Here is a 24982-nt window from a genome sequence, read left to right as displayed (position 1 = left end):
CGGTCATGCCGACCCCGCGAGGCGGTCCAGCCAGGCATGGACGTCCGCCGGGCTGCCGAGCCGGTGCGGCGCCACGCTCGGCCCCTCGCCGATCTTCACCGCCGTGCCGCCGCGCTCCAGAGCGGCCTTCATGCCGTCCTCGTCGGTGATGTCGTCGCCCACGAACACGGGCCGGCGTCCCTTGAAACCCGGCAGGACGAGCGCTCGCTCCACAGCGGTCGCCTTGGAGGTGCCGAACGGCTTGACCTCCACCACCATCTTGCCGGCGAGCACGCTGAGATCCGCGTGAGGCGCCGCAAGGTCGTGGAGGAGGGTGCAGATGGCGTCGTGCTGGTCCGGCGCGTTGCGATAGTGGACGGCGATCGTGAGGCCCTTGTCCTCGACGAGAACGCCGGGCGTCTCGCCGATCCCGCTCTCCGAGAGCCCGCTGCGGATCCAGTCCAGCGCGGCGGGCGGCTTCACCCGGATCACCGGCGCATAGGGGGCGTCGCGACCCTCGAGGCCATGGAGACCATGGGCGACCGACGAAAAGGGAGTGAGGAAGCTGTCCAGATCGGCGATCGGCCGGCCGCTGACAAGCGACACCGCGCCCCCGAACCGGGTCTGGAGCCGCGACAGCAGGGCCGGCAGGCGCGGCGCGACGACCACGTCCTCCGGCCGGGGCGCCAGGTCCACCAGCGTCCCGTCGAAGTCCAGGAACAGCGCAGTCTCGTCAGGCTCGAGGTCAAGCAGCATCCCACCCGGAACGCCGCACGAGCGCCGCGGTTCCGCCGGAATCGACGAAAAGTTTCAGAAAAGGACCCTGCTGTCCGCCCTGTCAGCCGCGACCCGCGGGCACGGGCGTCTCGGGCACCGGCGTCAGCGGGGGCTTGCCGTCGAACCAGGCCGCGAGATTGTCCACCTGCACCTGGCCCATGGCCTGCCGGGTCGGGATGGAGGCGGAGCCCACGTGCGGCAGCAGCACCACGTCGTCGCGGGTCATCAGGCCGGGGTGCACACGCGGCTCCGCCTCGAAGACGTCGAGCCCGGCGCCGAGGAGGGCGCCCCGCTCCAGGGCCGCCACCAGCGCGGCCTCGTCCACCACGCTGCCGCGGCCGACGTTGACGAGCACGCCGTCCGGCCCGAGGGCCTCGAGCACCGCGGCGTTCACGGCGTGGCGGGTGCCCGGACCGCCCGGCGCGACCACCATCAGCGTGTCCACCGCCGCCGCCAGGCCGACGAGCGTGTCGTGATACGGATAGGCGACGTCGGCCACCGGACGGCGGTTGTGATAGGCGATCGACAGGCCGAACGCCTCGGCCCGGCGGGCGATGGCCTTGCCGATCCGGCCGAGGCCGAAGATGCCAAGGCGGCGGCCCGTGAGCGAGCCGCGCGTCAACCGGTAGGCGCCCTTGGTCTCCCAGTTCCCCGCCCGGACCCAGCGCTCCGCCGCCGAGAGCTCCCGCACCGTCATCAGGAGAAGCCCCATGGCGGTGTCCGCCACCTCGTCGGTGAGGACGTCCGGCGTGTTGGTGACGACGACGCCCGCGGAGGCCGCATGGCCCACGTCCACCGGGTCGTAGCCGACGCCGAAGTGGGCGACGATCTCCAGGTTCGGCAGGCGGCGCATCAGGTCCGCGCCGACGCCGGCGCTCCCCGCCGTGGCGACGGCCCGGATCGTCGGGCCGACCGCATCCAGCAGGGCGTCCTTGTCCTCGGCGGCATGCAGGTCGTGGATCTCGAACCGGGCGTCCAGCTGGTCGCGCACGAACGCCATGGACGGCCCGGTGAGGAGCAGGGGAACAGCCATCGGTCATGCCTTTCGAGAACAGGAGCCCGGGTCATGCCTCGGACGATGACGCCAGGCCTTCGAGGGGGAGTGGACGCCGCGCGGCTTTCGCCGGGTGTGGAGAGACGGTCGTCGGCGGCGAAGCGGCTGCGCCCGCCCGGAGGGCCGGCCGCCGGCAAAGGCGGCCGGGCGGTCAGCCGCCGGTGCTGGACGCGCGCACTTCCAGGCGCGGCGGGATGAGGAGGCGCTGGAACGGCGGCTCCTCGCCCTCGATCAGGGCCTTGATCGCCCGCGCGGCCTGGATGCCGATCTCGTCCGAGCCGTTCTTCACGGTGGTCAGAGAGGGCGCCCAGCTGGCCGATCCGTCCACGTCGTCATAGCCCGTGACGGCCACGTCGACGCCCGGCCGGAGACCCGCCTTGGTGAGGCCGGACATGACCCCGAAGGCGATCAGGTCGTTGAAGCACACGATGGCGGTCGGCCGCGTCTCCAGGGCGAGCAGCCGGTCCACCACGTTGCGCCCGTCTGTGAGCGTCATGAGTTCCGGAATGTCGGCCACCGGCGTCAGCCCGGCTTCCCGCATGGCGGCGAGGAAGCCGCCGTGCCGGTCGCGCCCGGCGGAGGTCATCCGTCGTCCGCCCACGATCGCGAGCGAGCGATGGCCCTGGCCGATCAGGTGCGTGGTGATCTCGTACATGCCGAGGAAGTCGTCGCCGCGCACGCTCGGCGCGGTGGCGCCGTCCACGTCGCGGCAGATCACCGTGACCGGCGTGCCGGACCGGACGATGGCGTCGATGTCGGCCGAGGTGGTGCCGAGAGACGGGCAGATCACCAGACCGTCCGCGTTCTGCTGCTGCAGGACCTGGACGAAATTGCGCTGCCGGTGGATCTCGTCGCGGTGATTGCAGATGAGGATGGTGAAGCCCTGGGCTTCAAGCTCCGCCTCCACGGCGCGGAACACCTCGGCGAAATAAGGATTGAGCACGTCGTGAACCACCACGCCCACGATATCCGTGCGCGAGGTTCTGAGGCTTGCCGCCTGCCGGTTGTAGATATAGCCGAGTTCCTGCGCGAGCGCCTGAACCTTCTTCCTCGTCTCGAGCGACACGGCAGGGTTGTCGCGCAACGCGAGCGACACCGTCGCGGTGGACACGTCGAGCTGAGCGGCGAGTTGGCTCAACGTGATGCGCCGGCGGCGTGATCTCCGGACGTCGTCCGGACTGGGGGCCACCATGGTCCGTCCCTTGTTGGGATTGTTTGGACCGTGATGGCAGGGAACGCAGGTCCGCGTCAAGATAAACGGGGCCGAGGCCGGTGGAAGACGCCGCGCCGCGCCGTTCCGCGCGGCGCCGACGGGCGGTCAGGCCGCCCGGCCGGTTTCGGACGCCGGGGACCGGCGCACACGTTCCCGGTGCAGAAGGTAGAGGCCGGAGGCCACCACGATGCCGGCGCCGATGAGCGTGGGGGCGGTGGGCACGTCGCCGAAGACCAGATAGCCGGACAGGACCATGTAGACGATCTGGATGTAGTTGAAGGGCGCGAGCACCGACGCGGTGGCGTAGCGGTGGGCGAGGATCACGAAGAAGTGGCCGAGGCCGCCGGTGACGCCCATGACCAGCATCAGGACCAGGAGGAGCGGGTCTTCGGGCCAGACCCAGACCGCGGGCATGAGCGGCGCGAGGATCAGCGTCGGCACGCCGGCGAGCACCAGGATCATGCTGCCGGGAGACTCCGTGCCCGCCAGCGAGCGGGTCATCAGCGCATAGACGGAGTAGCTCATCACGGAGAGAAGCGCGATCAGCATGGCGGGGTGGAAGCCGGCGAGCCCCGGCTGGGTGACGACCAGGATGCCGCCGAACCCGACCAGGATGGCGGCGAGACGCCGGGGACCCACCTTCTCGCCGAACAGGATGAAGGAGAGGCCCGCGATGAAGAGCGGCCCGAGGAAGGAGATGGTCACCGTCTGGGCGAGCTGCAGATATTGCAGGGCGATGAAGTTGAATGCCGTGCAGGCGGTGAGCGCGAGGGCGCGGACCACCTGGAGGATCGGCTTGCGGGTGCGCCAGGACGCCGGCGACGTGACCGGGTTGAGGATGAGGGCGGCCAGGACGAAGTGGACGCCGTAGCGGACGAACACCACCTCCAGCACCGGTATGCCCATGGTGGACACCACCTTGGCGGACGTGTCGAGGACCGTGAACAGAAGCGACGACAGCAGGATGAGGCCGATGCCCTTCATGCGGGCGCCCGCGTCGGCATCGCGAAGAAGCGTCTGCCGCCGCCCGCCGGCCGCCCCGCCCGCCGAAGCCGATCCGTCATCGTCCATGGAAGTCTTCACGTCGTCGGCCCTCGCGGCACGCCCCGTCCGGCATTCGTTCGGTTCCCTTATGAACCAGGACGGCGCGAGCCTGTAGGCCGTGGGGTCCGATGACGGCGCGGATCTGCCATGCAGCTCGCGCATGGCCGCTTGCCGGACGGCGCTGCGGGGGCGCGATGCCGGGTCGGACCAGGCCTTCTCCGACGTCAGGCCTCGACCGGCTCGGGCGCTGTCGCGGCGGCCGGGGCGGGGACCGGCTCGGCGTCGAGATCCTCGTCGTCGGCCACTTCGACGTCGTCGGCGGCTCCCGGCGAGAGGTTGCGCTCGATGGCCCGCAGGAGCTTGCGCAGACGCTTCTTGTCCTTGTCCTCGAACCCGGCGAGCGCCTCCTTCTCCACGCGCTTCCAGGCGGCATCCACGGCGGCGAGCCGTTCGCGGCCGAGGTCGGTGAGGAAGACGCGGGCGAGGCGGCCATCGGAGGCCGAAACCTGGCGGGTCACAAGCCCCTGGGCGCCGAGGCGGGCGATCATCTTGGTGACGGTGGGCGGCTGCACGCCGAGGGCCCCGGCGAGTTCGGACATGGACTGGCCGTCCTGCTGCTCCAGGGCCTTCAGCACGGATTCCTGCCCGGGGTGCAGGCCGATCCGGCCGAGATGGACACCGGACCGGGTGCGATGAGCTCGAGCGGCCTGGGCCAGTCGGAAGGTCACGCTCTTGCGATGGTTGAAGCTCATCGATTCCCCTCGTGCGCCATGAATGACGGCACTCTTCTCGCACGTCTCCATGTCACTTATTTAGGTGGTGAACCGCATCGCTGTCGAGGCGACGACGCGCGACCGCGACTGCCGTGGCGAGCGCCGGTCCGTCGTGCTAAGTCGATCCGAACGATCGGCGGCGGCCAGATGCGCATGAACCCGCACGTCCGCTGCACGCTCCATCCGCCCACGCGCCCGCCGCGCGAGCCATCCGAAGGTGTTCAGACATGACCGTTCAGACCTCCGCCGGCGCCCAGGTGCCGGTCACCGTCCTCACCGGCTATCTCGGCGCCGGCAAGACCACGCTCCTCAACCGGATCCTCACCGAGGACCACGGCAAGCGCTATGCCGTCATCGTCAACGAGTTCGGCGAGATCGGCATCGACAACGACCTCATCGTGGACACCGACGAGGAGGTGTTCGAGATGAACAACGGGTGCATCTGCTGCACCGTGCGCGGCGACCTGATCCGCGTGGTGGAAAACCTCGCCAAGCGCAAGGGCAGCTTCGACGCCATCATCGTGGAGACCACCGGCCTTGCCGATCCGGCGCCGGTGGCCCAGACCTTCTTCATGGACGAGGAGGTGCGCAAGATGTCGCGCCTCGACGCGGTGGTGACCGTGGTGGACGCCAAGCACCTGATGGCCCGGCTCGCCGACGCGCCGGAGGCGGAGGACCAGGTGGCCTTCGCCGACGTGATCCTCCTCAACAAGACCGACCTCGTCTCGCCGGAGGAACTGGCCGAGGTGGAGGCCACGCTGCGCCAGCTCAACCCCTATGCGCGGATCCACAAGACGCAGCGCTCGGCGGTGCCGCTCGACGCGATCCTGGACAAGGGCGCCTTCGACCTCGACCGCATCCTCAGCCTCGACCCGCATTTCCTGGACGGCGAGGCGCACGACCACGACCACGACCATGTGTGCGGGCCGGACTGCGACCACGACCATCATCACCACGACCATGCCCACCACGACCATGACCATGGCCATCACGGGCACCATCACCACCACGACACCGAGGTGGCCTCCATCTCGCTGAAGGGCGGCGAGGTGGATCCGGATCGCTTCATCCGGTGGGTCGGCGAGGTGACCCAGGCGGAAGGGCCGAACATCCTGCGCCTGAAGGGCATCATGGCGTTCAAGGACGAGCCGAAGCGCTACGTGGTCCAGGGCGTCCACATGCTGGTCGAGGGCGACCTGCAGCGCGATTGGCGCGACGACGAACCGCGCGAGAGCCGACTGGTGTTCATCGGCCGCAAGCTCGACCGGGCCGCGCTGGAGAAGAGCTTCCGCGAGTGCCTCGTCTGAGCGTGCCCGCCGGCTCCTCGCCTTCACCCTGACAGCATCATCGATCCGGACCGCGCCTTGCCCACCGTCACGCCCGTCACCGCTCCCGGCTATGTGGTTTTCGCCGGTTTCCTTGGCGATACGCCGGTCTTCGCCAGCGGCGAAGGCACCGTCACGTTCGGCACCGCCGGCCGGACCGAGAAGCCGCACGGGGGCATCCTGGCCGCCGTGCGGGACCTCGACGGCCGGACGCTGGTGACGGGCGGCGACGACGGCCGGGTGCTGCGCATCACCGAGGACGGCACAGTGACGCCGCTCGCCGAGAAGGGCCGGAAGTGGATCGACCAGCTGGCCACCGGCCCGGGCGGCGCGGTGGCCTTCGCGTCCGGCCGAACCGTCTGGGTGCGGGAAGCGTCCGGCAAGGAGCACGAACTCACCCGGCCGCGCGCCGTCGGCGGGCTGGCCTTCTTCCCGAAGGGGCTCCGGGTCGCGATCGCCGGCTACAACGGCGTCGGCCTCTGGTTTCCGGGCACGACCGCGGCGCCCCAGGAGCTGGAGTGGAAGGGCTCGCACATCGCGGTGACGCTGTCGCCCGACGGCGCCAACGTGGTGACGTCCATGCAGGAGAACGCGCTGCACGGCTGGCGCCTGAAGGATGGCCAGCACATGCGCATGTCCGGCTATCCGGTGAAGGTGAAGTCGCTGTCCTGGTCGGCGAAGGGCCGCTTCCTCGCCAGTTCCGGCGCCGGCGCCTCGGTCTGCTGGCCCTTCCACTTCAAGGACGGCCCCATGGGCAAGCGCCCGCTGGAGCTCGGCCCGCGCCAGGAACTGGTGACGCAGGTGGCCTGCCACCCGTCGGAGGAGATCGCCGCCATCGGCTATGACGACGGCATGATCCTGCTCGTCCGCTTCGGCGACGGCGAGGAGGTTCTGCTGCGCCGGCCCGGAGACGGGCCGATCTCGGCGCTGGGCTGGAACCGCACCGGGCTGGAGCTCGCGTTCGGCACCGAGACGGGCGCCGCCGGCGTCGTGGACCTCGCCGGCTGAGGCCGGCGCACGCCCGATCGGAACACGCGATGTCCGCACTTCCCCATGGTCCGGCCGACGTTTCGCGGACGACGCCCGCCGAGCAGGCGGCGCTCGACGCCCGCTACGACGCGCTCGCCCGGGCGGAGCGGCTGCTGCCGATCAAGATCACCGGCTTCTACCGGCGCAAGCTCGACGAGGAGATCGCGGCGCTCGGCCATACGGACGGACCGCTGAACCGGGCCGCGCGCCCGCCCCGGGAGCGGTTCGGCGTCTCGGCGGGCCACGAGGTGGCCGACTGGGTGGACGACCGCACCAACATGCCGGTGCCGGGATCGACGGCGATCATCCACAAGTACGCCGACCGGGTGCTCTTCATGCCCACGTCGGTCTGCGCCGGCCACTGCCAGTACTGCTTCCGGCAGGACGTGCTGACGGACCAGCACGAGGCGGGTCGGACCCGCGTGGCGGCCGAGCTCGAGGCCCTGGTGGCCTATCTGGCGAGGACGCCGCTGGTGCGCGAGGTCATCCTGTCGGGCGGCGATCCGATGACGCTGCCGACGCGGGAGCTGGCGCTGATCCTGAGGACGCTGAAGGGGCTGCCGCGGCCCCCGGCGATCCGCATGCACACGCGTACGCTCGCCTTCGCCCCGAAGGTGTTCGCCGATCCGGAGCGCGTGGCGCTTCTGGCCGAGGCGGACGCGCGGATCGTCTTCCACTTCATCCACCCGTACGAGGTCTGCGAGGAGGTGGAGGCGGCGCTGGCCGGGCTGCGCCGGGCCGACATCCGCCTCTACAACCACTTCCCGCTCCTGCGCGGCGTCAACGACGACCCGGATCTCCTGATCGATCTCGTCACGCGTCTGGACGATCTCCGGGTGCGGACGCTGTCGGTCTACGTGCCGGAGCCGATCCGCTTTTCGGCGCCCTACAGGATCGGGCTGAAACGCCTGTTCGCCCTGCAGGACGCCTTCGTGACTCGCTCGCCGAGCTGGGTGAACGCGGTGCGGTTCACGCTCGACAGCCCGCTCGGCAAGGTGCGGCGCGAGCATGTCGCGAGCTGGGACGAGGCGAACGGCCTCGTCACCTTCCGGCGCGACGGGCGGAGCTTCGTCTATCCGGATTTCCCCGCCCATCTGGATGTGCCCGGCGACCCCGCCGTCATGCTGTGGAGGCGACCCGGCCGACCGGCTGCGTGACGGTGGCGCGGGCCGGCCTGAACACCACGAAGGCGAACAGGAGCGCCGCCACGAAGGCGACGATGGACGACACGGCCACCACGGGCTCGAGGGCGGCATTGCCGAGGAGCATGAGGCTGAGCGTCGGGAACATCACCACCACCGCCAGGGTGTGCAGGCCCCAGATCGCGCGCGGCAGCAGGCCGTTCGCCTTGGCGGGCGACAGCGCGAAATAGGTGCCGTAGGCCACCGAGAGCACGAAGCCCAGAAGGTTCAGGTGCGCGTGCGCCGGCGCGATGGTGTGGTCGTGGCTGGCCGCCATGCCGATGCCGGCCCCCAGGCCGACAAGCAGAAACAGCACTCCCGACTTGAAGAACAAGCTGGCTGTCGAATTCATGATCGTAATCCCCGAAGTCGGCCCCGTCGCCGACGGCGGAATTCTACCACGTACTTGAACCGGCAGTGATGTCGTCAGTTCGAGCCGCTGCACCGTCATGTCGGGCAGCTTTCGGCAGCAGTTATCGCCGGGAAAACCGGACATATGATACACAATAAAAAGGGCCGACCCGGTCGGGTCGGCCCTGACGATAAAGTGCCTTTGCGCTGCCCTCAGCGGACGAGGATGTTGCGGAAGCTCCAAGGCTCGTCGAGGTCCAGATCCTCCGGGAAGAAGCCCGGCCGGTCGGCGAGCGGCGTCCAGTCGGTGTAGATGCCCTCCACGGAGCCGAGGTAGGGCTTCTGCACCTCCAGGCACCGCGCGTGGTCCATCTCGTCGGCTTCGACGATCCCGGCGTTCGGGTTCTCCAGCGCCCACACGATGCCGGCGAGGACGGCCGAGGACACCTGCAGGCCGGTGGCGTTCTGGTAGGGGGCGAGGGCGCGCGCCTCCTCGATGGTCAGGCGCGAGCCGTACCAGAAGGCGTTGCGGGAGTGACCGAACAGGAGCACGCCGAGTTCGTCGCGCCCGTCCACGATCTCGTGCTCGTCGAGCACGTGTTGCACGGGCTGCGCCTTGCCGGCCTTGCCGAACATCTCGTGCAGCGACAGCACCGCGTCGTTGGACGGATGGTAGGCGTAGTGGCAGGTGGGGCGGTAGGCCGGATCGGCGCCCTGGCCGACCGTGTAGTAGTCGGAAATCGAGATCGCCTCGTTGTGGGTGACGAGGAAGCCGAATTGCGGGCCGGGCGTCGGGCACCAGGTGCGCACGCGCGTGTCGGCGCCGGGGCGCATCAGGTAGATGGCGGCCTGGCAGCCCTTCTCATGGCGGCGGCCGATCTCCGGCATCCAGGTCTCGTGGCTGCCCCAGCCGAGCTCGGCCGGCTGCAGGCCCTCCGAAATGAAGCCTTCCACCGACCAGGTGTTCCAGAAGGTGTCGAGCGGCTTCGGCGCGCGGGTGCGCTGGGTGTCGCGCTCGGCGATGTGGATGCCCTTCACGCCGACGGTCTGCATGAGCGAGGCCCAACCGTCGCGGGTGGTGGGCGTCTCCACCGTCAGGCCGGTGTCGCGGGCGACCGTCAGCAGCGCCTCCTTGACGAACCAGGACACCATGCCCGGGTTGGCGCCGCAGCAGGACACGGCCGTCGTGCCGCCCGGATTGGCGCGCTTCTCCGCCAGCACGGTTTCGCGCAGGGCGTAGTTGGAGCGCGCCTCGGGACCGGCTGACTTGTCGAAGTAGAAGCCGGCCCACGGCTCGGTCACGGTGTCGATGTAGAGGACGCCGAGGTCCCGGCAGAGCTTCATGATGTCGAGGGACGAGGTGTCCACCGACAGGTTGATGCAGAAGCCCTGGCCGTCGCCTTCGGTGAGCAGGCCGGACAGGAGTGTGCGGTAGTTCTCCCGCGTGACCGCCTCCTTCAGGAAGGCGATGCCGCGCTCGTCGAGCAGCGACCGGTCGGTGTCGACCGGGTCGATCACCGTCATTCGAGATTTGTCGAATTCGATATGTCGCTCCAGGAGCGGCAGGATGCCGCGGCCGATGGACCCGAAACCAATGAGCACCACAGGGCCGGAAATCGTGCCATGCACGAGCGATGAATTCATTCAAACCTCTCCTATCGTTCGGATCTCTCCGGTCGGTATTGGGGATTGGCGCAAGCTCTTAGGGCGGAACCGTATCGTCAGGCTCCAGCGCGCCGCAGCGGACGGCCTCGATCAACAAGGCCTAAGCGGCGGGCACCATAGACGAAACGGGGTGCGAAGGAAACGGAAGTTTTGTGACAGTTCCGCCGGGGTGCGGACCGAACCGACGGTCGCGACCGCCGGCCGGATCTGGTACGAGCGCCGGCTTCGGCGGTGCCGTGGTCGCAGGACTGCGTAGAGGCTCGATCCGAGATTGACGGCGCGAAGGACTTGGCCTAATCCCGACGGCGGGACACCCCTCCCCACCGAGGGGCGCCTATCTGAAAGGATAGCATCATGACAGCGACCGCCCGCCCGGCTGAAAAGCCGGCCATGCCGCATTTTTCCTCCGGCCCCTGCGCCAAGCGCCCAGGCTGGTCCGTCGAGGCCCTGAAGGGAGCGGCTGTCGGCCGGTCCCACCGCGCCAAGGTCGGCAAGACCAAGCTCGCCCAGGCGATCGACCTCACCCGCGACGTCCTCCAGGTTCCCGCCGACTGGCGCATCGGCATCGTGCCGGCCTCCGACACCGGCGCGGTGGAAATGGCCATGTGGTCGCTGCTCGGCGAACGTCCGCTGGACCTCCTCGCCTGGGAATCGTTCGGCTCCGGCTGGGTGACCGACGCCCTGAAGCAGCTGAAGCTGAAGGACGCCCGCGAGATCAAGGCGGGCTACGGCAAGCTGCCGGACCTTTCCGCCGTGAACTTCGACCATGACGTGGTGTTCACCTGGAACGGCACCACATCCGGCGTCCGCGTGCCGAACGGCGACTTCATTCCGGCGGACCGCGAGGGCCTGACGATCTGCGACGCCACCTCGGCGGCCTTCGCCCAGCGGCTCCCCTTCGACAAGCTCGACGTGGTGACCTTCTCCTGGCAGAAGGTGCTCGGCGGCGAAGCGGCCCACGGCATGCTGATCCTCTCCCCGCGCGCGGTGGAGCGGCTGGAGACCTACAAGCCCGCCTGGCCGCTGCCGAAGATCTTCCGCCTCACCTCCGGCGGCAAGCTGATCGAGGGCATCTTCAAGGGCGAGACGATCAACACGCCGTCCATGCTGGCGGTGGAGGACTACATCGACGCGCTCCAGTGGGCGAAGTCGGTCGGCGGTCTCGACGGCCTCGTGGCCCGCGCCGACGCCAACACCAAGGCAATCGCCGACTTCGTGGCCAAGGTCGACTTCCTGGATTTCCTGGCCGAGGTGCCGGAAACCCGCTCCAACACCTCCGTCTGCCTCACCTTCAAGGACCCGGCCGTCGCCAGCCTGGACGACGCCGGCCAGCAGGCGTTCGTGAAGGCCTTCACCGGCTTCCTGGAAAAGGAAGGCGTCGCCTACGACATCGCCGGCTATCGCGATGCACCTCCGGGTCTGCGGATCTGGTGCGGCGCGACGGTGGAGACCGCCGACGTGGAGGCCCTGATGCCCTGGCTGGCCTTCGCGTTCGAGAAGACCAAGACGGAGATGGCCCAGGCGGCGTGAGGGAGCGCGGGGGCGGGAGGTTCGTGGGGTCGGCGGCTGTTTCCTGCCTGACGGCCACGCGGTTTCCCGGTTCCTGATCCCGCGGAGGTTTCCCCTTACCGGCTTCCGCGGAGGTTCACGGTTTCCGGCTTCCGCGGAGGTTCACGGTTTCCTGATCCCGCGGAGGTTCACGCCTTCCTGATTCCGCGGAGGTTCCCCCCTCTCCCCAACCCTCCCCCTCAAGGGGGGAGGGGGCCCGTCGCGGATGAAGGATAGGGCGCTCCCCTCTCCCCGCACCACCGCACCCCCTCTCCCCTTGAGGGAGAGGGTTGGGGAGAGGGGGTGAACCACCACCCGTAGCCGATAACTCGCCTCCGCCGCCCCCGACGCCTCGCCTTCTTCGCTGCCAGCCGACACGCGACCTGTCCGCCCTCACAAGCCCGATACCACCCCCCGTTCACCCCCGGCGCCCGCGCGCCCCTCGCAAGGACACCACCGCCATGGCCCCTCGCGTCCTCATCTCCGACAAGCTTTCCCCGACCGCCGTCCAGATCTTCAAGGACCGCGGCGTCGAGGTCGACTATCAGCCGGATCTCGGCAAGGACAAGGACAAGCTCCTGGAGATCATCGGCAACTACGACGGTCTCGCCATCCGCTCCGCCACCAAGGTCACCGAGAAGGTGATCGCCGCGGCGCCCCGCCTGAAGGTGATCGGCCGGGCCGGCATCGGCGTCGACAACGTCGACGTGCCGGCCGCGACCGCCAAGGGCGTGATCGTCATGAACACGCCGTTCGGCAACTCCATCACCACCGCCGAGCACGCGATCGCCATGATGTTCGCCCTCGCCCGCCAGATCCCGGAGGCGAACGCGTCCACTCATGCGGGCAAGTGGGAGAAGAACCGCTTCATGGGCGTGGAGCTGACCTCCAAGACCCTCGGCGTGATCGGCTGCGGCAACATCGGCTCCATCGTGGCCGAGCGGGCCATCGGGCTCCGGATGCACGTGGTGGCCTACGATCCCTTCCTCAGCCAGGAGCGGGCGATCGACCTCGGCGTGGAGAAGGTGGAACTGGACGAGTTGTTCCGGCGCGCCGACTTCATCACGCTGCACACGCCGCTGACCGAGAAGACGCGCAACATCATCGACATCTCGGCGCTCCTGAAGATGAAGAAGGGCGTGCGCATCATCAACTGCGCGCGCGGCGGCCTGATCGTGGAGGCGGACCTCAAGGCCGCGCTCGATTCCGGTCACGTGGCGGGCGTCGCCCTCGACGTGTTCGAGGTGGAGCCGGCGACCGAGCACCCGCTGTTCGGCCACCCGAACGTGGTGGCGACGCCCCATCTCGGCGCCTCCACCACGGAGGCGCAGGAGAACGTGGCGCTGCAGGTGGCCGAGCAGATGTCGGACTACCTGATGAAGGGCGCGGTGCAGAACGCCCTCAACATGCCGTCCATCACCGCCGAGGAGGCGCCGCGCCTGACACCCTTCGTCAAGCTCGCCGAACTGCTCGGCTCCTTCGCCGGCCAACTCACCGAGACCGGCATCAAGGCGATCCGGATCGAGTACGAGGGCGACGTGGCCGGCATGAACACCCGCGCGCTCACGTCGGCGGGCCTCACGGGCGTGCTCCGGCCGCTCCTCCAGACCGTCAACATGGTGTCCGCGCCGGTGATGGCGAAGGAGCGCGGCATCCAGGTGGCGGAGGTCCGGCGCGAGATGGCCGAGAACTACGAGAGCCTCATCCGCCTCGTGGTGGTGACCGACCGGCAGGAGCGCTCCGTCTCCGGTACCGTGTTCGCCGACGGCCGGCCGCGCATCGTGGAAATCAAGGGCATCAAGATGGAGGCGGAGTTCGCCCCCTCGATGATCTACGTGACCAACGAGGACAAGCCGGGCTTCATCGGCCGCTTCGCGAGCCTTCTCGGCGACGCCGGCGTCAACATCGCCACCTTCGCCCTCGGCCGTCACCGCCAGGGCGAGGACGCCATCTGCCTCGTGGAGGTTGACGGCGCGGTCCCGGCCGAGATCCTGCAGAAGATCCAGCAGATCCCGGCCGTGCGCCAGGCGAAGGCGCTGACGTTCTGACGCTTCGGCCGGCCTGTCGACGACGGGCCGGCCAGCTATCGTTCGGGACGGCGTCGGCGGCCGGCGCCGGAACCCGGCTCGCCTCCCGGTCCACGACCGCCAGATAGGCGGCCAGATAGCTGGCCGGGATAACGAGCACCACGCGGTCGCCGCCTCTGGCATCGAGACGCACGGCGAGATCCTTCCCAGTGGCGAGATCGGCCCGGGCGAGGTTCACGCCCAGAACCTCCTCGCGAATGCAGGATCCCTCGAAGCACGATCGGCGTTCGCGGTAGATCGACTTGATCGGCCGTGGCTCGCCTTCGGTGAAGTTCGCGGTCTTGTAGTCCTGATATCCGTAGTCGTCGTATTCGACCTCGGCATAGAACTGGTGCCATTCCGCGCCGTCGTCCTTGGCGATGCCGCTGCGGACGAAATAGGTCACCGCCGCTGGCAGAAGAGGTCCGGCGATCGGCGGTCCGACCACAAGGATCTGGCGGTCGAATGGCGTCTCCCGGACTTTGACCTGCGCGGCGATGTCGCCTGCGCTCAGCCTGGCATAGTCCGGGGCCGTCATGCAGCCGGTCAGTATGCCGAGAAGGATGCCGAGTGCTCCGAGGAATCCGATACGGCGCTGCACTGGCGACCTCCCCGCCTCGACGTGGGTTTCGGACGGGATCTTGTCATTTTTATCATGCGCCCGCAAACCGGCGCGAGACTTGCCGCCACAGCCGCCCGTCGATCGCCACGAGCCCGGCCATGATGAGGCCCATGCCGACCCAGTGGCGGAGCTGCAGGGTCTCGCCCAGCACCAGGACGCCGAGCAGGATGGCGCTGACCGGGACCAGGAAGGTCACCAGCATCACGTTCGAGCCGGCGAGGGTGAGGATGCGGAAGAACAGGATATAGGCGAGGGCCGTCGCCCCGAAGGCGAGGAACAGGACGGCGGCGGCGACGTCGCCGGGCGGCATCGGCAGGGTCCAGGGCGCTTCCGCGGCGAGCATCAGCGGCAGCACGATGAGGCTCGACAGGCTCAGCTGGCCGGCGGCGGTGGCCATGGGCGGCTGGCCGCGAAACCGCCGGCCCCAGAGGGTGGAGACGGCGTAGGAGACGGCCGCGGCGAGGCAGGCGAGTTCCGCCTCCAGATGGCCGCCGAGGTCGGCGAGCGCGCCGAGGCCCAGCATCTCGGCGACCCCGACGAAGCCGAGGATCACACCGACGGTCTTGTTCGCCGTCAGCTTCTCGTCGCTCGTGAACGCGTGGGCGACGAGCGCGGTGAAGATGGGCGTGGTGGCGTTCAGGATGGAGGCGAGGCCGGCGCCGATCTGGGACGTGCCGTAGAAGATGAGCGCGAACGGGATGACGTTGTTGAGAAGGCCCATGCCGGCGTAGTCGATCACCTGGCGTCGGGTCCAGCCGAGCCGGGCGCCGCTTGCCTTCAGGATGACGAGGAGGGCGACGGCCGCGAGCGCGCAGCGCAGGAAGACGAGCGTGAAGGGCGGCAGCACGGGCGCCGCCACCCGGGCGGAGAGATAGGACCCGCCCCAAAGGAGGGAGAGGGTCAGCAGCAGGATCCAGGCGGTACGGGACACGGGATCAGACCCCTCGGGATGATCGGGCGGTGGCGGCCCGGAGCGGCGGTGGCGAGCGGCGGTGGCGAGCGGCGGTGGAGAGCGGCGGTTAGGCTCGATGACGGACGGGACGGGTCGGCGCCACCCGATTCCCGCTCCGTTCGGCATTCTTCCCATACGAAGTGGTGCGGCGGTCAGCGGGCCGAGGCGGCCGCGCGGGCCTTGCCGGACCGTTCGGCGAACAGGATGCCGCCGAGCACCAGGGCGAGCGCGGCGGCGTGGTAGAGGTGGAAGGTCTCGCCGAGGACGAGGACCGCGAGGACCGCGGCGAACACCGGGATCAGGTTCACGAACACGCCGGCCCGGCCGGGGCCGATCAGCTCCACGCCGCGCACGAAGAAGATCTGGCTGAGCACGGACGGGAAGACGGCGCAATAGGCGATGGTGGCGAGACCGACCGGCGTCGGCGCCTGATAGTGGCCGCTCGCGATCTCGATCGCCAGGAGCGGCAGGGACGACAGGAAGGCCGCGACGGCGAGCCCGGCGAAGAAGGTGAGCGCGCCGACCTTGGGGCGGTCCGGAAGCCAGACCGTGTAGACCGCATAGGCGAGGCAGGCGCCCACCATCAGGAGGTCGCCGAAGTTGAAGCCGAGGGTCGTGACGGCGGCGAGGTCGCCCCGGGTCGCCACCACCGCTACGCCGACGAGGGTGGCGGCCATGCCGAGGATCTGGGCGCGGCCGGCCGTCGTGCCCTTGGCCATGTAGGCGATGATGAAGACGAGGCCCGGGATGCCGCCCTGGATGATGCCCATGTTCACCGCGGTCGTGAAATGGGCGGCCACGTAGTAGAGCGCGTTGAAGGCCGTGAAGCCGAGCGTCCCCATCACGGCCACATAGGCGAGACGCGTCTTGAGGACCGGCCAGTCCCGCCGGACGGCCTTCCGGGCGAGCACCAGAAGGAGGAGAAGCACGGCCGCCCAGCGATAGGTGGTCAACGCCATGGGCGACACGTCGCCGACCGCGATGCGACTGGCGATCACGTTGCCGGCCCAGAAGAGGCTGGCGCCCGCGAGGACCAAGTAGGCGTTGTCGAACAGGCGGGAGGCGATTCGGGCGCGGCCGGCGGGCATCGGCGGGTTCTCTCGTGGGCGGTCTTCATAACCGGGACGCTCGGCGTGATCCATGGGGGAAAAATCGGCGAGGTCGCGCCGCGCGGGCGCGGCCGGCGGTCCGGAACCCGGCCCGACAGCGGACGTTCTGTTCCGGAAGAAGAGGACGATCATCATGGCCAAGAAGAAGAAATCCGGTTCGGCCAAGGTCGCCGGCCTGAAGCTCTCCAAGCCCGCCGGCAAGGCCTTGCGCCGGTTCATCTCGACCCCGATCGGGCGCGAGATCGCGGCCGCCGCCCTGACCGCGGCGGCGACCACGCTGATCACCAAATTCCCCAAGGCGGCCGCGGTCAGCACCGGTTCGGGCGTCGTCGGGGCGGCGAAGTCGGTGGCCGGCCACACGGTGGAATCGGTCGTCCACGTGCTCCACTCGGCGTCCGATCGGCTGCGCCACGGCGTCGCCGCGGACCATGACGGGTCCGGCGACGGATCCAACGTCCATGCGGGGCAGTTCGGCGACGACACCGGCCGTCGGAAGGGCAAGGCCGGCCCCGAGGACGACCTCCTCGCGGGCCTCTCGGCCAAGCAGTTGCGCAAGCTCGCCAAGGCCCTTCGCCACGCCTGACCCGCATTCGCCTTCATGTCGGCATAACCCGATATTTCCCACACCCATGCGGTTGGAATGCGCAGGCGGGCGGTCTATAGTCCGCCCGCCTCGGTGCCGCGCCGGCATCGGGGCTTTCCGTGCGCGCGAGGGTGTCGAGAAGCGTCTGCCCGACGCGCCTCAGAGGCGTTTGAGAACAGGACCGGTCGGCCGATGGCGAACGTGGTAGTGGTTGGCTCCCAGTGGGGCGACGAGGGCAAGGGCAAGATCGTCGACTGGCTCTCCGAACGGGCGGACGTGGTGGTCCGGTTTCAGGGTGGACACAACGCCGGCCACACGCTGGTGATCGACGGCGTCTCCTACAAGCTCTCGCTGCTTCCCTCCGGCGTCGTCCGCGGCAAGCTATCGGTCATCGGCAACGGCGTCGTGCTCGATCCGCACGCCTTCGTGAAGGAGGTGGAGAAGCTATCCGGCCAGGGCGTGACCGTGACGCCGGAAAACCTGCGCATCGCCGAGAACGCCAGCCTCATCCTGTCGCTCCACCGGGAGCTCGACGAACTGCGCGAGACGTCCAACACCGGCACCCGCATCGGCACCACGAAGCGCGGCATCGGCCCCGCCTACGAGGACAAGGTCGGACGCCGGGCGATCCGGGTGATGGACCTTGCCGACAAGGACGTGCTGACCGCGCGGATCGAGCGCCTGCTCGCCCACCACAATCCGCTTCGCCGCGGCCTCGGCCAGCCGGAGATCGCGGTCGAGACGATCCACGCCGAGCTGATGGAAGTGGCCGACAAGGTGCTGCCCTATGTGGACCTGGTGTGGCGGCTTCTCGACGAGAAGCGCCGCTCCGGCGCCCGCATCCTGTTCGAGGGCGCGCAGGGCGCGCTCCTCGACAACGACCACGGCACCTATCCGTTCGTGACCTCGTCGAACACCACGGCCGGCCAGGCGGCCACCGGCTCGGGCCTCGGCCCGGGCGCGCTCTCCTACGTGCTCGGCATCACCAAGGCCTACACGACCCGCGTCGGCGAGGGGCCGTTCCCGACCGAACTCACCGACGAGGTGGGCGAGTTCCTCGGCACCCGCGGCCACGAGTTCGGCACGGTCACCGGGCGCAAGCGGCGGTGCGGCTGGTTCGACGCGGTGCTCGTCCGGCAGACCGTCCGCGTCTCGGGGATCAACGGGATCGCGTTGACCAAGCTCGACGTGCTGGACGGGCTGGAGGAGATCAAGGTCTGCGTGGGCTACAAGCTTGACGGGAAGACGATCGACTACCTGCCGGCCAGCCAGGAGGCGCAGGCCAAGGTGGAACCGGTCTACGAGACGCTCGAAGGCTGGTCCGGAACCACGCGCGGCGCCCGCTCGTGGGCCGATCTGCCGGCCCAGGCGGTCAAGTACGTGCGCTATGTTGAAGAGTTGATCGGAGCGCCCGTCGCGATGCTGTCGACGAGCCCCGATCGCCTCGACACGATCCTTGTCCAGGATCCTTTTCAGGATTAACCCTTGAACCAGCAACGCTGGCGAGATTCCCATCGATGGCTGATTACTATCCGGTTCTCAAGCGCGCGATCGGTTCGTTGCAGACGAACAGCGGCGAGGCCCGCCGCGCGGTTTACGAGAAAGCGAGAGCCGCCCTCGTCAGCCAGCTGAAATCCTACGAGCCTCCGCTCACCCAGGCCGAGATCACCGACCAACGGTTGCAGCTGGAGGAGTCAATACGGCGGATCGAAAGCGAGATGGCCGGGGCCGCGTTCGGCCTGCCGACGGTCGCCGAGGCGGTGGCCGCGACGCCCGTCGCGGTGCCGGCCGTTCGGGTCGACACCCGGCCCGCCGAAGCGCCGGAACCGGCGCCCGCCGCGCCGCCGAGGGCCGAGACGCCGAAACCCGACGTTCGCGCTCCATCGCCCGCCGCGGCGCGGGTCGACCCGCCGCCGGTCCGCCAGACGCCGCCCGCGACGCCCCCCAAGCCGTCCGGGATCGCCGGCGGCGAGCCCGCGTCGGCCCGTCCCGCGGCGGCGGATCCGAAGATCAACGCGGGCCTCTCATCCCTGTCGAAGACCGTGCACGAGGCCGAAGCTCTCGGCAGCGCCAGTGCGCAGGCCGTGCAGTCGGCCCGTGGCGCCATGGACGACGGGAACGAGCGGCTTCCGGAGACCAAGGTCGAGCCGGGCTTCATGGATGCGCCGCTCGGCGCCGATCTGCCACCCCGGGGCGAGGCTCCCGCCGCCGCAGCCGGACGCAACGCGCCGCGTCCGGCCCGGATCATCCGGCCCCAGAGCCCGAAGGTGAACCTGAAACTGGTGGCGGCGCTGATACTCGGCGTCGTCCTTCTGGCGGGCGGTGTTTTCGCCTGGGTCAACCGGGACAGTTTCCTCGGCGGCGATCCGGTCGTGGAGACCGCCGCGCCGGGCGACGAGCCGCCGGTTGCGGAGACGCGCACCACCGGGCAGGACGGCCTGGAGGCGAAGATCCCCGACCGTCTGCCGCAGGACGGCGAGCCCGCCGAACCGGTCGCCCCGGATGCGCGGGCCGTCCAGACCGAGCGGGTCACGCCGCCATCCGACGCCCCGCCGGAAGAACCCGCGCCGGCCCCGGAGCCGCTCGCCGAGGCGGCTCCGGAGCCGGCTCCCGCAGTTCCGCCGCCAGCGGCGGCCGCTCCGGCTCCGGCCGGCCAGTCGGGCCAGACGGTGCTGGTGGCGCAGCGCGCCATCCTCTACGAGGAGCCGATTCCCGGGGCCGACGGCGCGCGCGCCGAGGGACAGGTGCTCTGGCAGTTCGTCAACGAGCCGAGCTTCACGGGCGATGCGCCGGTGCCGCAGATCCGCGCCACCATCGACATTCCCGACCGGGGCATCAAGCTGACCATGCAGATGCGCCGCAACACCGACCAGGCGCTGCCCGCCAGCCACATCATCGAGATGCAGTTCGCCCTGCCGGACGATTTCGCCGGTCGGTCGATCGACACGACGCCGGGACTGATACTGAAGCAGACGGAAGACGCCCGCGGCGACCCGCTGATCGGCGCCGTCGCGAAGGTGCAGGACAACTTCTTCTGGCTCGCGCTGTCGGGCACGGAGCAGGACACGGCGCGGAACGTGGCGCTTCTGCGCGAGCGCCAATGGTTCGACGTGCCGATCCGCTACGGCAACCGCCGCCGCGCCATCCTGACGTTCGTGAAGGGCACCCCCGGGGACCAGGCCTTCACGCAGGCCCTGGCGGCTTGGGGACAGTGACCGCCCGTCGGGCGGTTTGGGGACAGTGACCGCCTGACCGGCGGATTGGGGGCGGTGACCGCCTGACCGGCGCATTGGACGGCCGGTGGCGGAAAGGCCCGCGCTCCGGCCGCCCGGCCTGTCAACGGGCGAGGAGCGTGGTCGACCCGATCAGCCGGCCGCTCGGCATGTGGAAGAGGTGCACGGACCGCCCGCCGGGGCCGTCCACCGTCACCGCCAGACGGTCGCCGTCGACAGCGGTGTCGACGAGGGTGGAGCCGGCCGGCACCTCCACGGTGGACCGGAAGGCCTCACCCCGGGGCGCGTCGTCGTCGAGGCGGTTCACCCGCCAGATCACCGCGAACAGCACGGCCAGGAAGCCGACGCCGAGCGTGATGCCGGAAACGAGCATCAGCTTGCGCAGTTTCTGCTGGACGCGCTCCATGGCCGGGTCGAGCGGCGCTTCGTCTTCCTTGTCGTCCCGGGCGTCGGCCATGGTCGGCTTTTCCTTCAGCGCTAAATGGGCTAGTCCCGCGCCGTGTATCGCAACAGGGCGTCGCTTGTCGACGCCGTCACGCGTCGAGCCGAAGGCGCCCCACGCCCGGCCGCGCGTCAGGGCAGGGCCATGATGAACAGCGACGACCTCGACGACCTGGACCTTGCGGCGGACCCGGACGACGCGGCGGCGGACGAGGCGCTCCACGGCGTGATCGGCGCGGAGGCGGCCGGGCAGCGCCTCGACAAGGCGCTCGCGGGCCTTTTCCCGTCGGTCAGCCGGTCGCGGCTGAAGGCGCTGGTGGAGGAGGGGCACCTGATGCTCGACGGCGTCCCGGTGTCGGACCCGTCCCGCAAGGCGAAGGCCGGTGCGGTGGTGGACCTGCGGCTTCCGCCGGCCGAGCCGGCCGAGCCCGTCGCCGAAGACATTCCGCTCGACGTGGTCTACGAGGACGAGCACCTGATCGTGATCGACAAGCCGGCCGGACTCGTGGTCCATCCGGCGGCCGGCAACTGGACGGGCACCCTGGTCAACGCGCTGATCCACCACTGCGGCGAGAGCCTGTCCGGGATCGGCGGCGTGCGTCGGCCCGGGATCGTGCACCGTCTCGACAAGGACACGACCGGCCTGATGGTGGTGGCCAAGACGGACCGGGCCCACAAGGGCCTCGCCGCCCAGTTCGCCGACCATGGCCGGACCGGGCCGTTGGAGCGGGCCTATCTGGCGCTGGTCTGGGGCAGTCCGGAGCCGTTCCGCGGCACCATCGACGCGCCGCTCGGCCGGTCGAACACGGACCGGACCAAGATCGCCGTGCTGCGCACCGGCGGCCGAGAGGCGATCACGCACTACGAGGTGGCGGAACGCTTTCCGGCGGAGGCCGGCCGCAATGCCGTCGCGTCGCTGGTCGAATGCCACCTGGAGACCGGCCGCACCCACCAGATCCGTGTCCACATGACGGCGGCCGGCCACCCGCTCGTGGGCGACCAGGATTACGGCCGCGGCTTCCTGACCAAGATCAACACGCTGCCGGAGGCGGTGGCGCCGGTGGTCCGGGCCTTCCCCCGCCAGGCGCTTCACGCCTTCTTGATCGCGTTCGAACATCCGGTCAGCGGCGAGATCCTGCGGTTCGAGAGCGATTTGCCCGCCGACATGGAAACTCTCGTCGAGGCGTTCAGGAGTTTGTGAAACTTCCGCCGTCCCCTCGTGTTTTGGCCATGATCGTCCCTATATTTCAACGCTGGTACGCCGCGTCAGGCGGGTGCCACCCGGTTTGCCGTGCGTCTCATTCGGGAACCGGGACAAGGGAGCGGACCTGGACTGCCGTGGGGGCTGTTCCATCGCGTACCGCTTCCGCAAGGAGGGGTGCACACCATGGCCCAGACATCACTGCCGGTCCTTGCGGCCGGGGAAGGCGGCCTCAGCCGCTATCTCGACGAGATCCGCCGGTTCCCCATGCTGGAGCCGCAGGAAGAGTACATGCTCGCCAAGCGGTATCTCGACTATGACGACCGCGAGGCCGCCCACAAGCTCGTGACCTCGCACCTGCGTCTCGTGGCGAAGATCGCCATGGGCTACCGCGGCTACGGACTGCCGATCGGGGAGGTGATCTCCGAGGGCAACGTCGGCCTGATGCAGGCGGTGAAGCGCTACGATCCCGAGAAGGGCTTCCGGCTCGCCACCTACGCCATGTGGTGGATCAAGGCGTCGATCCAGGAATACATCCTTCGGTCCTGGTCGCTCGTGAAGATGGGCACCACGGCCAACCAGAAGCGGCTGTTCTTCAACCTGCGCAAGGTGAAGGGCCAGATCCAGGCGCTCGACGAAGGCGACCTGAAGCCCGACCAGGTGACGGCGATCGCCGAAAAGCTCGGCGTCACCGAGGAGGACGTCGTGTCGATGAACCGGCGCCTGTCCGGCGACACGTCGCTCAACGCGCCGCTTCGGGCGGACAGCGAGGGCGGCGAGTGGCAGGACTGGCTCGTGGACGACCGCGACAACCAGGAGACCGTGCTGGCCGAAAGCGAGGAGCTCGACCAGCGGCGCACCATGCTGAAGAACGCCATGGGCGTGCTCAACGATCGGGAGCGGCGCATTTTCGAGGCGCGCCGCCTCGCCGAGGAGCCGATGACCCTGGAGGATCTGTCGACCGAGTTCGGCGTCAGCCGGGAGCGGGTTCGACAGATCGAGGTCCGCGCCTTCGAGAAGGTCCAGGACTCCGTCCGCAAGATGGCGGCGGAGACGGCGTCCCGCGCGCTGGACGCCGACAGGCGCGTTCCGGCCTGACCCCCGGCCGGATTGTCCCACGATGCCGCCGCCCGCTCCGGGCGGCGGATCGTCCGGCTGCCAGAGCCTCTCCGGTGCAGGGCCCCGGCCGTTCGCCCACGGCCTTTTGATCTCCCCTAAACGTGAAGTCGTTTCTCCTTAATCCGTGATCGACTAAGGTCCACCTCAAGGGTCGAACGTTCTCGTTGGGAGTTTCGACACGATGGCCGATTTCGCGCGCCTCATGCCCCGGGCGCCCGTTCCCCCGCTCCGGGTTGGAACGGTCGGTGGGCCGTGCTGGCGCCTTTGCGACCAGAAGCCGAAGAATTTCACCCTGGTGCTGTTCTACCGGGGGCTTCACTGCGCGTCGTGCAAGGTGCAGCTCCAGGAATGGGAGGCGCACGCCGCCGCCTTCCGGGAGCGGGGCGTGCGCGTGATCGCCGTCTCCGCCGACAGCCGCGAGCGCGCCGAGCGGGCGGCCGAGACCTGGGGCATCGACGAGATCACCCTCTGCTGGGGACTGACCCTCGATCAGGCGCGGGCCTGGGGCCTCTACGTGTCCGAGGGTCGCGCCGTGGGCGATGGCGGCGTCGAGGAGCCGGCCTTCTTCGTGGAGCCCGCGCTCTTCCTGGTTCGGCCGGACAACACCCTCTTCGCCGGCATCCTTCAGACCCTGCCGTTCGCGCGGCCGCGCCTGGAGGACGTGCTCGCCGGCCTCGACGCCATCATCGCCACCGGGGCTCAGCCGCGGGGCGACTATACCGGCGAGACGCGCCAGGCGGCCGAGTGACCGCCCGGCCGCTTGCGCGTCAGCGCACCGTGCGGGCGTAGCTCTCCACACGCGGCATCGCCTTGACGAGGCCGCTCTCCACCATGAAGGCCGCGAACCGTTCGTAGCGCCCCACGTCCAGCGCGGCCGGACGCTTGGCGAACCGGGGCAGCGTGTCCGCCCAGGCGGTCCGGTTCAGTTCGTCGTCGAGATCCGGGTGGGCCTTGATGAAGAGGCTCCAAGCCTCGTCCGGGTGATTGGTGAGGAAGAGCGTCGCCTCCTCGATGGCCGCTAGGAAGCGGGGCAGCCGGCCGTCGCCGGCAAGATCGGCGTGGGTGACCAGCACCAGTTCGTCGTAGGGCGGCACGCCGTGCTCCTCCGGGAAGAAGGCGACGCCTTCCTTGCCCTCCAGGCGCAACTGGGTGAGCTCGAAGTTGCGGTAGCCTCCGATCACCGCGTCCACCTGGCCGGCGATGAGCGACGCCGAGAGGGCGAAGTTGACGTTGATGAGATCGACGTCGTCGAGGCCGAGGCCGACCGACTTGAGCATCTGGCCCAGCATGGCGTCCTCGAAGCCGGACACCGAATAGCCGATCCGCTTGCCTCTCAGATCCTCCAGCGACGTGACGGGCCCGTCCTTCAGCACCGTGAGCGTGTTGAGCGGGGTTTCCACGAGCGTGCCGAAGCGCACCAGCGGCAGGCCGGCCGCCGCGTCCTGCTGCAGGCTCGGCTGGTAGTGCACGGCCACCTCCGCCTGGCCGGCCGCGACCAGCCGCGGCGGCTGGGACGGGTCCGCGGGCGGCACCAGCGTCACGTCGAGACCGTGGCGGGCGAAGTAGCCGCCCTCGCGCGCCACCACCAGGGGCGCGTGGTCTGGGTTGACGAACCAGTCGAGCAGAACGGTGAGGCTGTCGGCCGCGCGCGCGGGGAGGGGAGTGTTGGCGAGCGCCGCGACCAGGGCGGCCGCCAAAATGGGCAGTTTCATGGGGA

At 69.5% G+C, this 24982-nt stretch carries 22 protein-coding genes; 11 read left to right on the top strand and 11 right to left on the bottom strand.

Annotated elements, in window-relative coordinates; genetic code table 11:
- Positions 1-3: 3 nt before the first annotated feature.
- The 5 genes from otsB to HND91_RS21085 form a co-directional block, all read right to left on the bottom strand.
- Positions 4-735, bottom strand: coding sequence for a trehalose-phosphatase (otsB, locus tag HND91_RS21105; RefSeq protein ID WP_181708587.1), 732 nt, complete (start codon positions 733-735; stop codon positions 4-6).
- 82 nt (positions 736-817) lie between these two features.
- The gene (locus HND91_RS21100) at positions 818-1789 is read right to left on the bottom strand and encodes a 2-hydroxyacid dehydrogenase (RefSeq protein ID WP_181708586.1); all 972 of its coding nucleotides are present in this window, start codon (positions 1787-1789) and stop codon (positions 818-820) included.
- 172 nt (positions 1790-1961) lie between these two features.
- Positions 1962-2948 (bottom strand): LacI family DNA-binding transcriptional regulator, encoded by a 987-nt coding sequence (locus HND91_RS21095; RefSeq protein WP_210272824.1) that lies wholly within the window; start codon positions 2946-2948, stop codon positions 1962-1964.
- 180 nt (positions 2949-3128) lie between these two features.
- Positions 3129-4094 (bottom strand): DMT family transporter, encoded by a 966-nt coding sequence (locus HND91_RS21090; protein ID WP_181708584.1) that lies wholly within the window; start codon positions 4092-4094, stop codon positions 3129-3131.
- A gap of 197 nt (positions 4095-4291) precedes the next feature.
- Positions 4292-4819, bottom strand: coding sequence for a MarR family winged helix-turn-helix transcriptional regulator (locus HND91_RS21085; RefSeq protein ID WP_181708583.1), 528 nt, complete (start codon positions 4817-4819; stop codon positions 4292-4294).
- A 248-nt stretch (positions 4820-5067) separates the two neighbouring features.
- On the opposite strand from HND91_RS21085, the gene HND91_RS21080 reads away from it, so the two are divergent.
- Genes HND91_RS21080 through HND91_RS21070 form a run of 3 tightly spaced genes read left to right on the top strand, consistent with a single transcriptional unit; the run spans position 5068 to position 8351 of the window.
- Positions 5068-6147, top strand: coding sequence for a CobW family GTP-binding protein (locus tag HND91_RS21080; RefSeq protein ID WP_181708582.1), 1080 nt, complete (start codon positions 5068-5070; stop codon positions 6145-6147).
- 57 nt (positions 6148-6204) lie between these two features.
- Positions 6205-7173: a WD40 repeat domain-containing protein gene (locus HND91_RS21075; protein WP_181708581.1), complete on the top strand. Its 969-nt coding sequence runs from the start codon at positions 6205-6207 to the stop codon at positions 7171-7173.
- A 29-nt stretch (positions 7174-7202) separates the two neighbouring features.
- Entirely contained in the window at positions 7203-8351 is a 1149-nt protein-coding gene (locus tag HND91_RS21070) for a radical SAM protein (RefSeq protein ID WP_181708580.1), read from the top strand.
- On the opposite strand, the gene HND91_RS21065 is transcribed toward HND91_RS21070, so the two are convergent.
- Positions 8314-8727 (bottom strand): hypothetical protein, encoded by a 414-nt coding sequence (locus tag HND91_RS21065; protein ID WP_181708579.1) that lies wholly within the window; start codon positions 8725-8727, stop codon positions 8314-8316. The two genes, HND91_RS21070 and HND91_RS21065, sit on opposite strands and share 38 nt — an antisense overlap.
- A 212-nt stretch (positions 8728-8939) precedes the next feature.
- Positions 8940-10370 carry a homospermidine synthase gene (locus HND91_RS21060; RefSeq protein WP_181708578.1) on the bottom strand — a complete coding sequence of 477 codons (1431 nt, stop codon included), beginning with the start codon at positions 10368-10370 and terminating at the stop codon, positions 8940-8942.
- A 375-nt stretch (positions 10371-10745) separates the two neighbouring features.
- On the opposite strand from HND91_RS21060, the gene HND91_RS21055 reads away from it, so the two are divergent.
- Both HND91_RS21055 and serA read left to right on the top strand, forming a co-directional pair.
- Complete coding sequence (locus HND91_RS21055; RefSeq protein WP_181708577.1) at positions 10746-11921, top strand: phosphoserine transaminase; 1176 nt, start codon at positions 10746-10748, stop codon at positions 11919-11921.
- A 479-nt stretch (positions 11922-12400) separates the two neighbouring features.
- Positions 12401-13987 (top strand): phosphoglycerate dehydrogenase, encoded by a 1587-nt coding sequence (gene serA, locus HND91_RS21050; RefSeq protein ID WP_181708576.1) that lies wholly within the window; start codon positions 12401-12403, stop codon positions 13985-13987.
- 671 nt (positions 13988-14658) lie between these two features.
- Here the strand turns inward: serA and HND91_RS21045 are convergent.
- A complete protein-coding gene (locus tag HND91_RS21045) occupies positions 14659-15558 on the bottom strand; it encodes a DMT family transporter (protein WP_343057447.1) in 900 nt (299 codons plus the stop codon).
- A gap of 173 nt (positions 15559-15731) precedes the next feature.
- Positions 15732-16667 carry a DMT family transporter gene (locus HND91_RS21040; protein ID WP_181708574.1) on the bottom strand — a complete coding sequence of 312 codons (936 nt, stop codon included), beginning with the start codon at positions 16665-16667 and terminating at the stop codon, positions 15732-15734.
- 154 nt (positions 16668-16821) lie between these two features.
- Here HND91_RS21040 and HND91_RS21035 point away from each other — a divergent pair, with 154 nt between their 5' ends.
- The 3 genes from HND91_RS21035 (at position 16822) to HND91_RS21025 (ending at position 20486) form a co-directional block, all read left to right on the top strand.
- Entirely contained in the window at positions 16822-17271 is a 450-nt protein-coding gene (locus HND91_RS21035; protein WP_181708573.1) for a hypothetical protein, read from the top strand.
- Between the two features lie 192 nt (positions 17272-17463).
- On the top strand, positions 17464-18753 hold the full coding sequence (locus HND91_RS21030) for an adenylosuccinate synthase (protein ID WP_181708572.1): 1290 nt from the start codon (positions 17464-17466) through the stop codon (positions 18751-18753).
- Positions 18754-18788: 35 nt separating this feature from the next.
- A complete protein-coding gene (locus tag HND91_RS21025; protein WP_181708571.1) occupies positions 18789-20486 on the top strand; it encodes a hypothetical protein in 1698 nt (565 codons plus the stop codon).
- A 121-nt stretch (positions 20487-20607) separates the two neighbouring features.
- Here the strand turns inward: HND91_RS21025 and HND91_RS21020 are convergent, their stop codons facing one another.
- Complete coding sequence (locus HND91_RS21020; RefSeq protein ID WP_181708570.1) at positions 20608-20961, bottom strand: hypothetical protein; 354 nt, start codon at positions 20959-20961, stop codon at positions 20608-20610.
- 132 nt (positions 20962-21093) lie between these two features.
- On the opposite strand from HND91_RS21020, the gene HND91_RS21015 reads away from it, so the two are divergent.
- From HND91_RS21015 to HND91_RS21005, 3 genes are all read left to right on the top strand, one after another.
- Positions 21094-22146, top strand: coding sequence for an RluA family pseudouridine synthase (locus HND91_RS21015; RefSeq protein WP_181708603.1), 1053 nt, complete (start codon positions 21094-21096; stop codon positions 22144-22146).
- A 186-nt stretch (positions 22147-22332) separates the two neighbouring features.
- Positions 22333-23244, top strand: coding sequence for an RNA polymerase sigma factor RpoH (gene rpoH / locus HND91_RS21010; protein ID WP_181708569.1), 912 nt, complete (start codon positions 22333-22335; stop codon positions 23242-23244).
- A gap of 202 nt (positions 23245-23446) precedes the next feature.
- The gene (locus HND91_RS21005) at positions 23447-24013 is read left to right on the top strand and encodes a redoxin domain-containing protein (RefSeq protein WP_181708568.1); all 567 of its coding nucleotides are present in this window, start codon (positions 23447-23449) and stop codon (positions 24011-24013) included.
- Between the two features lie 19 nt (positions 24014-24032).
- Here the strand turns inward: HND91_RS21005 and HND91_RS21000 are convergent, their stop codons facing one another.
- Positions 24033-24977 (bottom strand): ABC transporter substrate-binding protein, encoded by a 945-nt coding sequence (locus HND91_RS21000; protein WP_181708567.1) that lies wholly within the window; start codon positions 24975-24977, stop codon positions 24033-24035.
- Between the last annotated feature and the right edge of the window lie 5 nt (positions 24978-24982).

It is taken from the genome of Chthonobacter rhizosphaerae, assembly GCF_013839525.1.
Classification (GTDB): domain Bacteria; phylum Pseudomonadota; class Alphaproteobacteria; order Rhizobiales; family Pleomorphomonadaceae; genus Chthonobacter; species Chthonobacter rhizosphaerae.
Note: the sequence above shows the minus strand (reverse complement) of the source record. Positions and strands in the feature narration are given on the sequence as shown.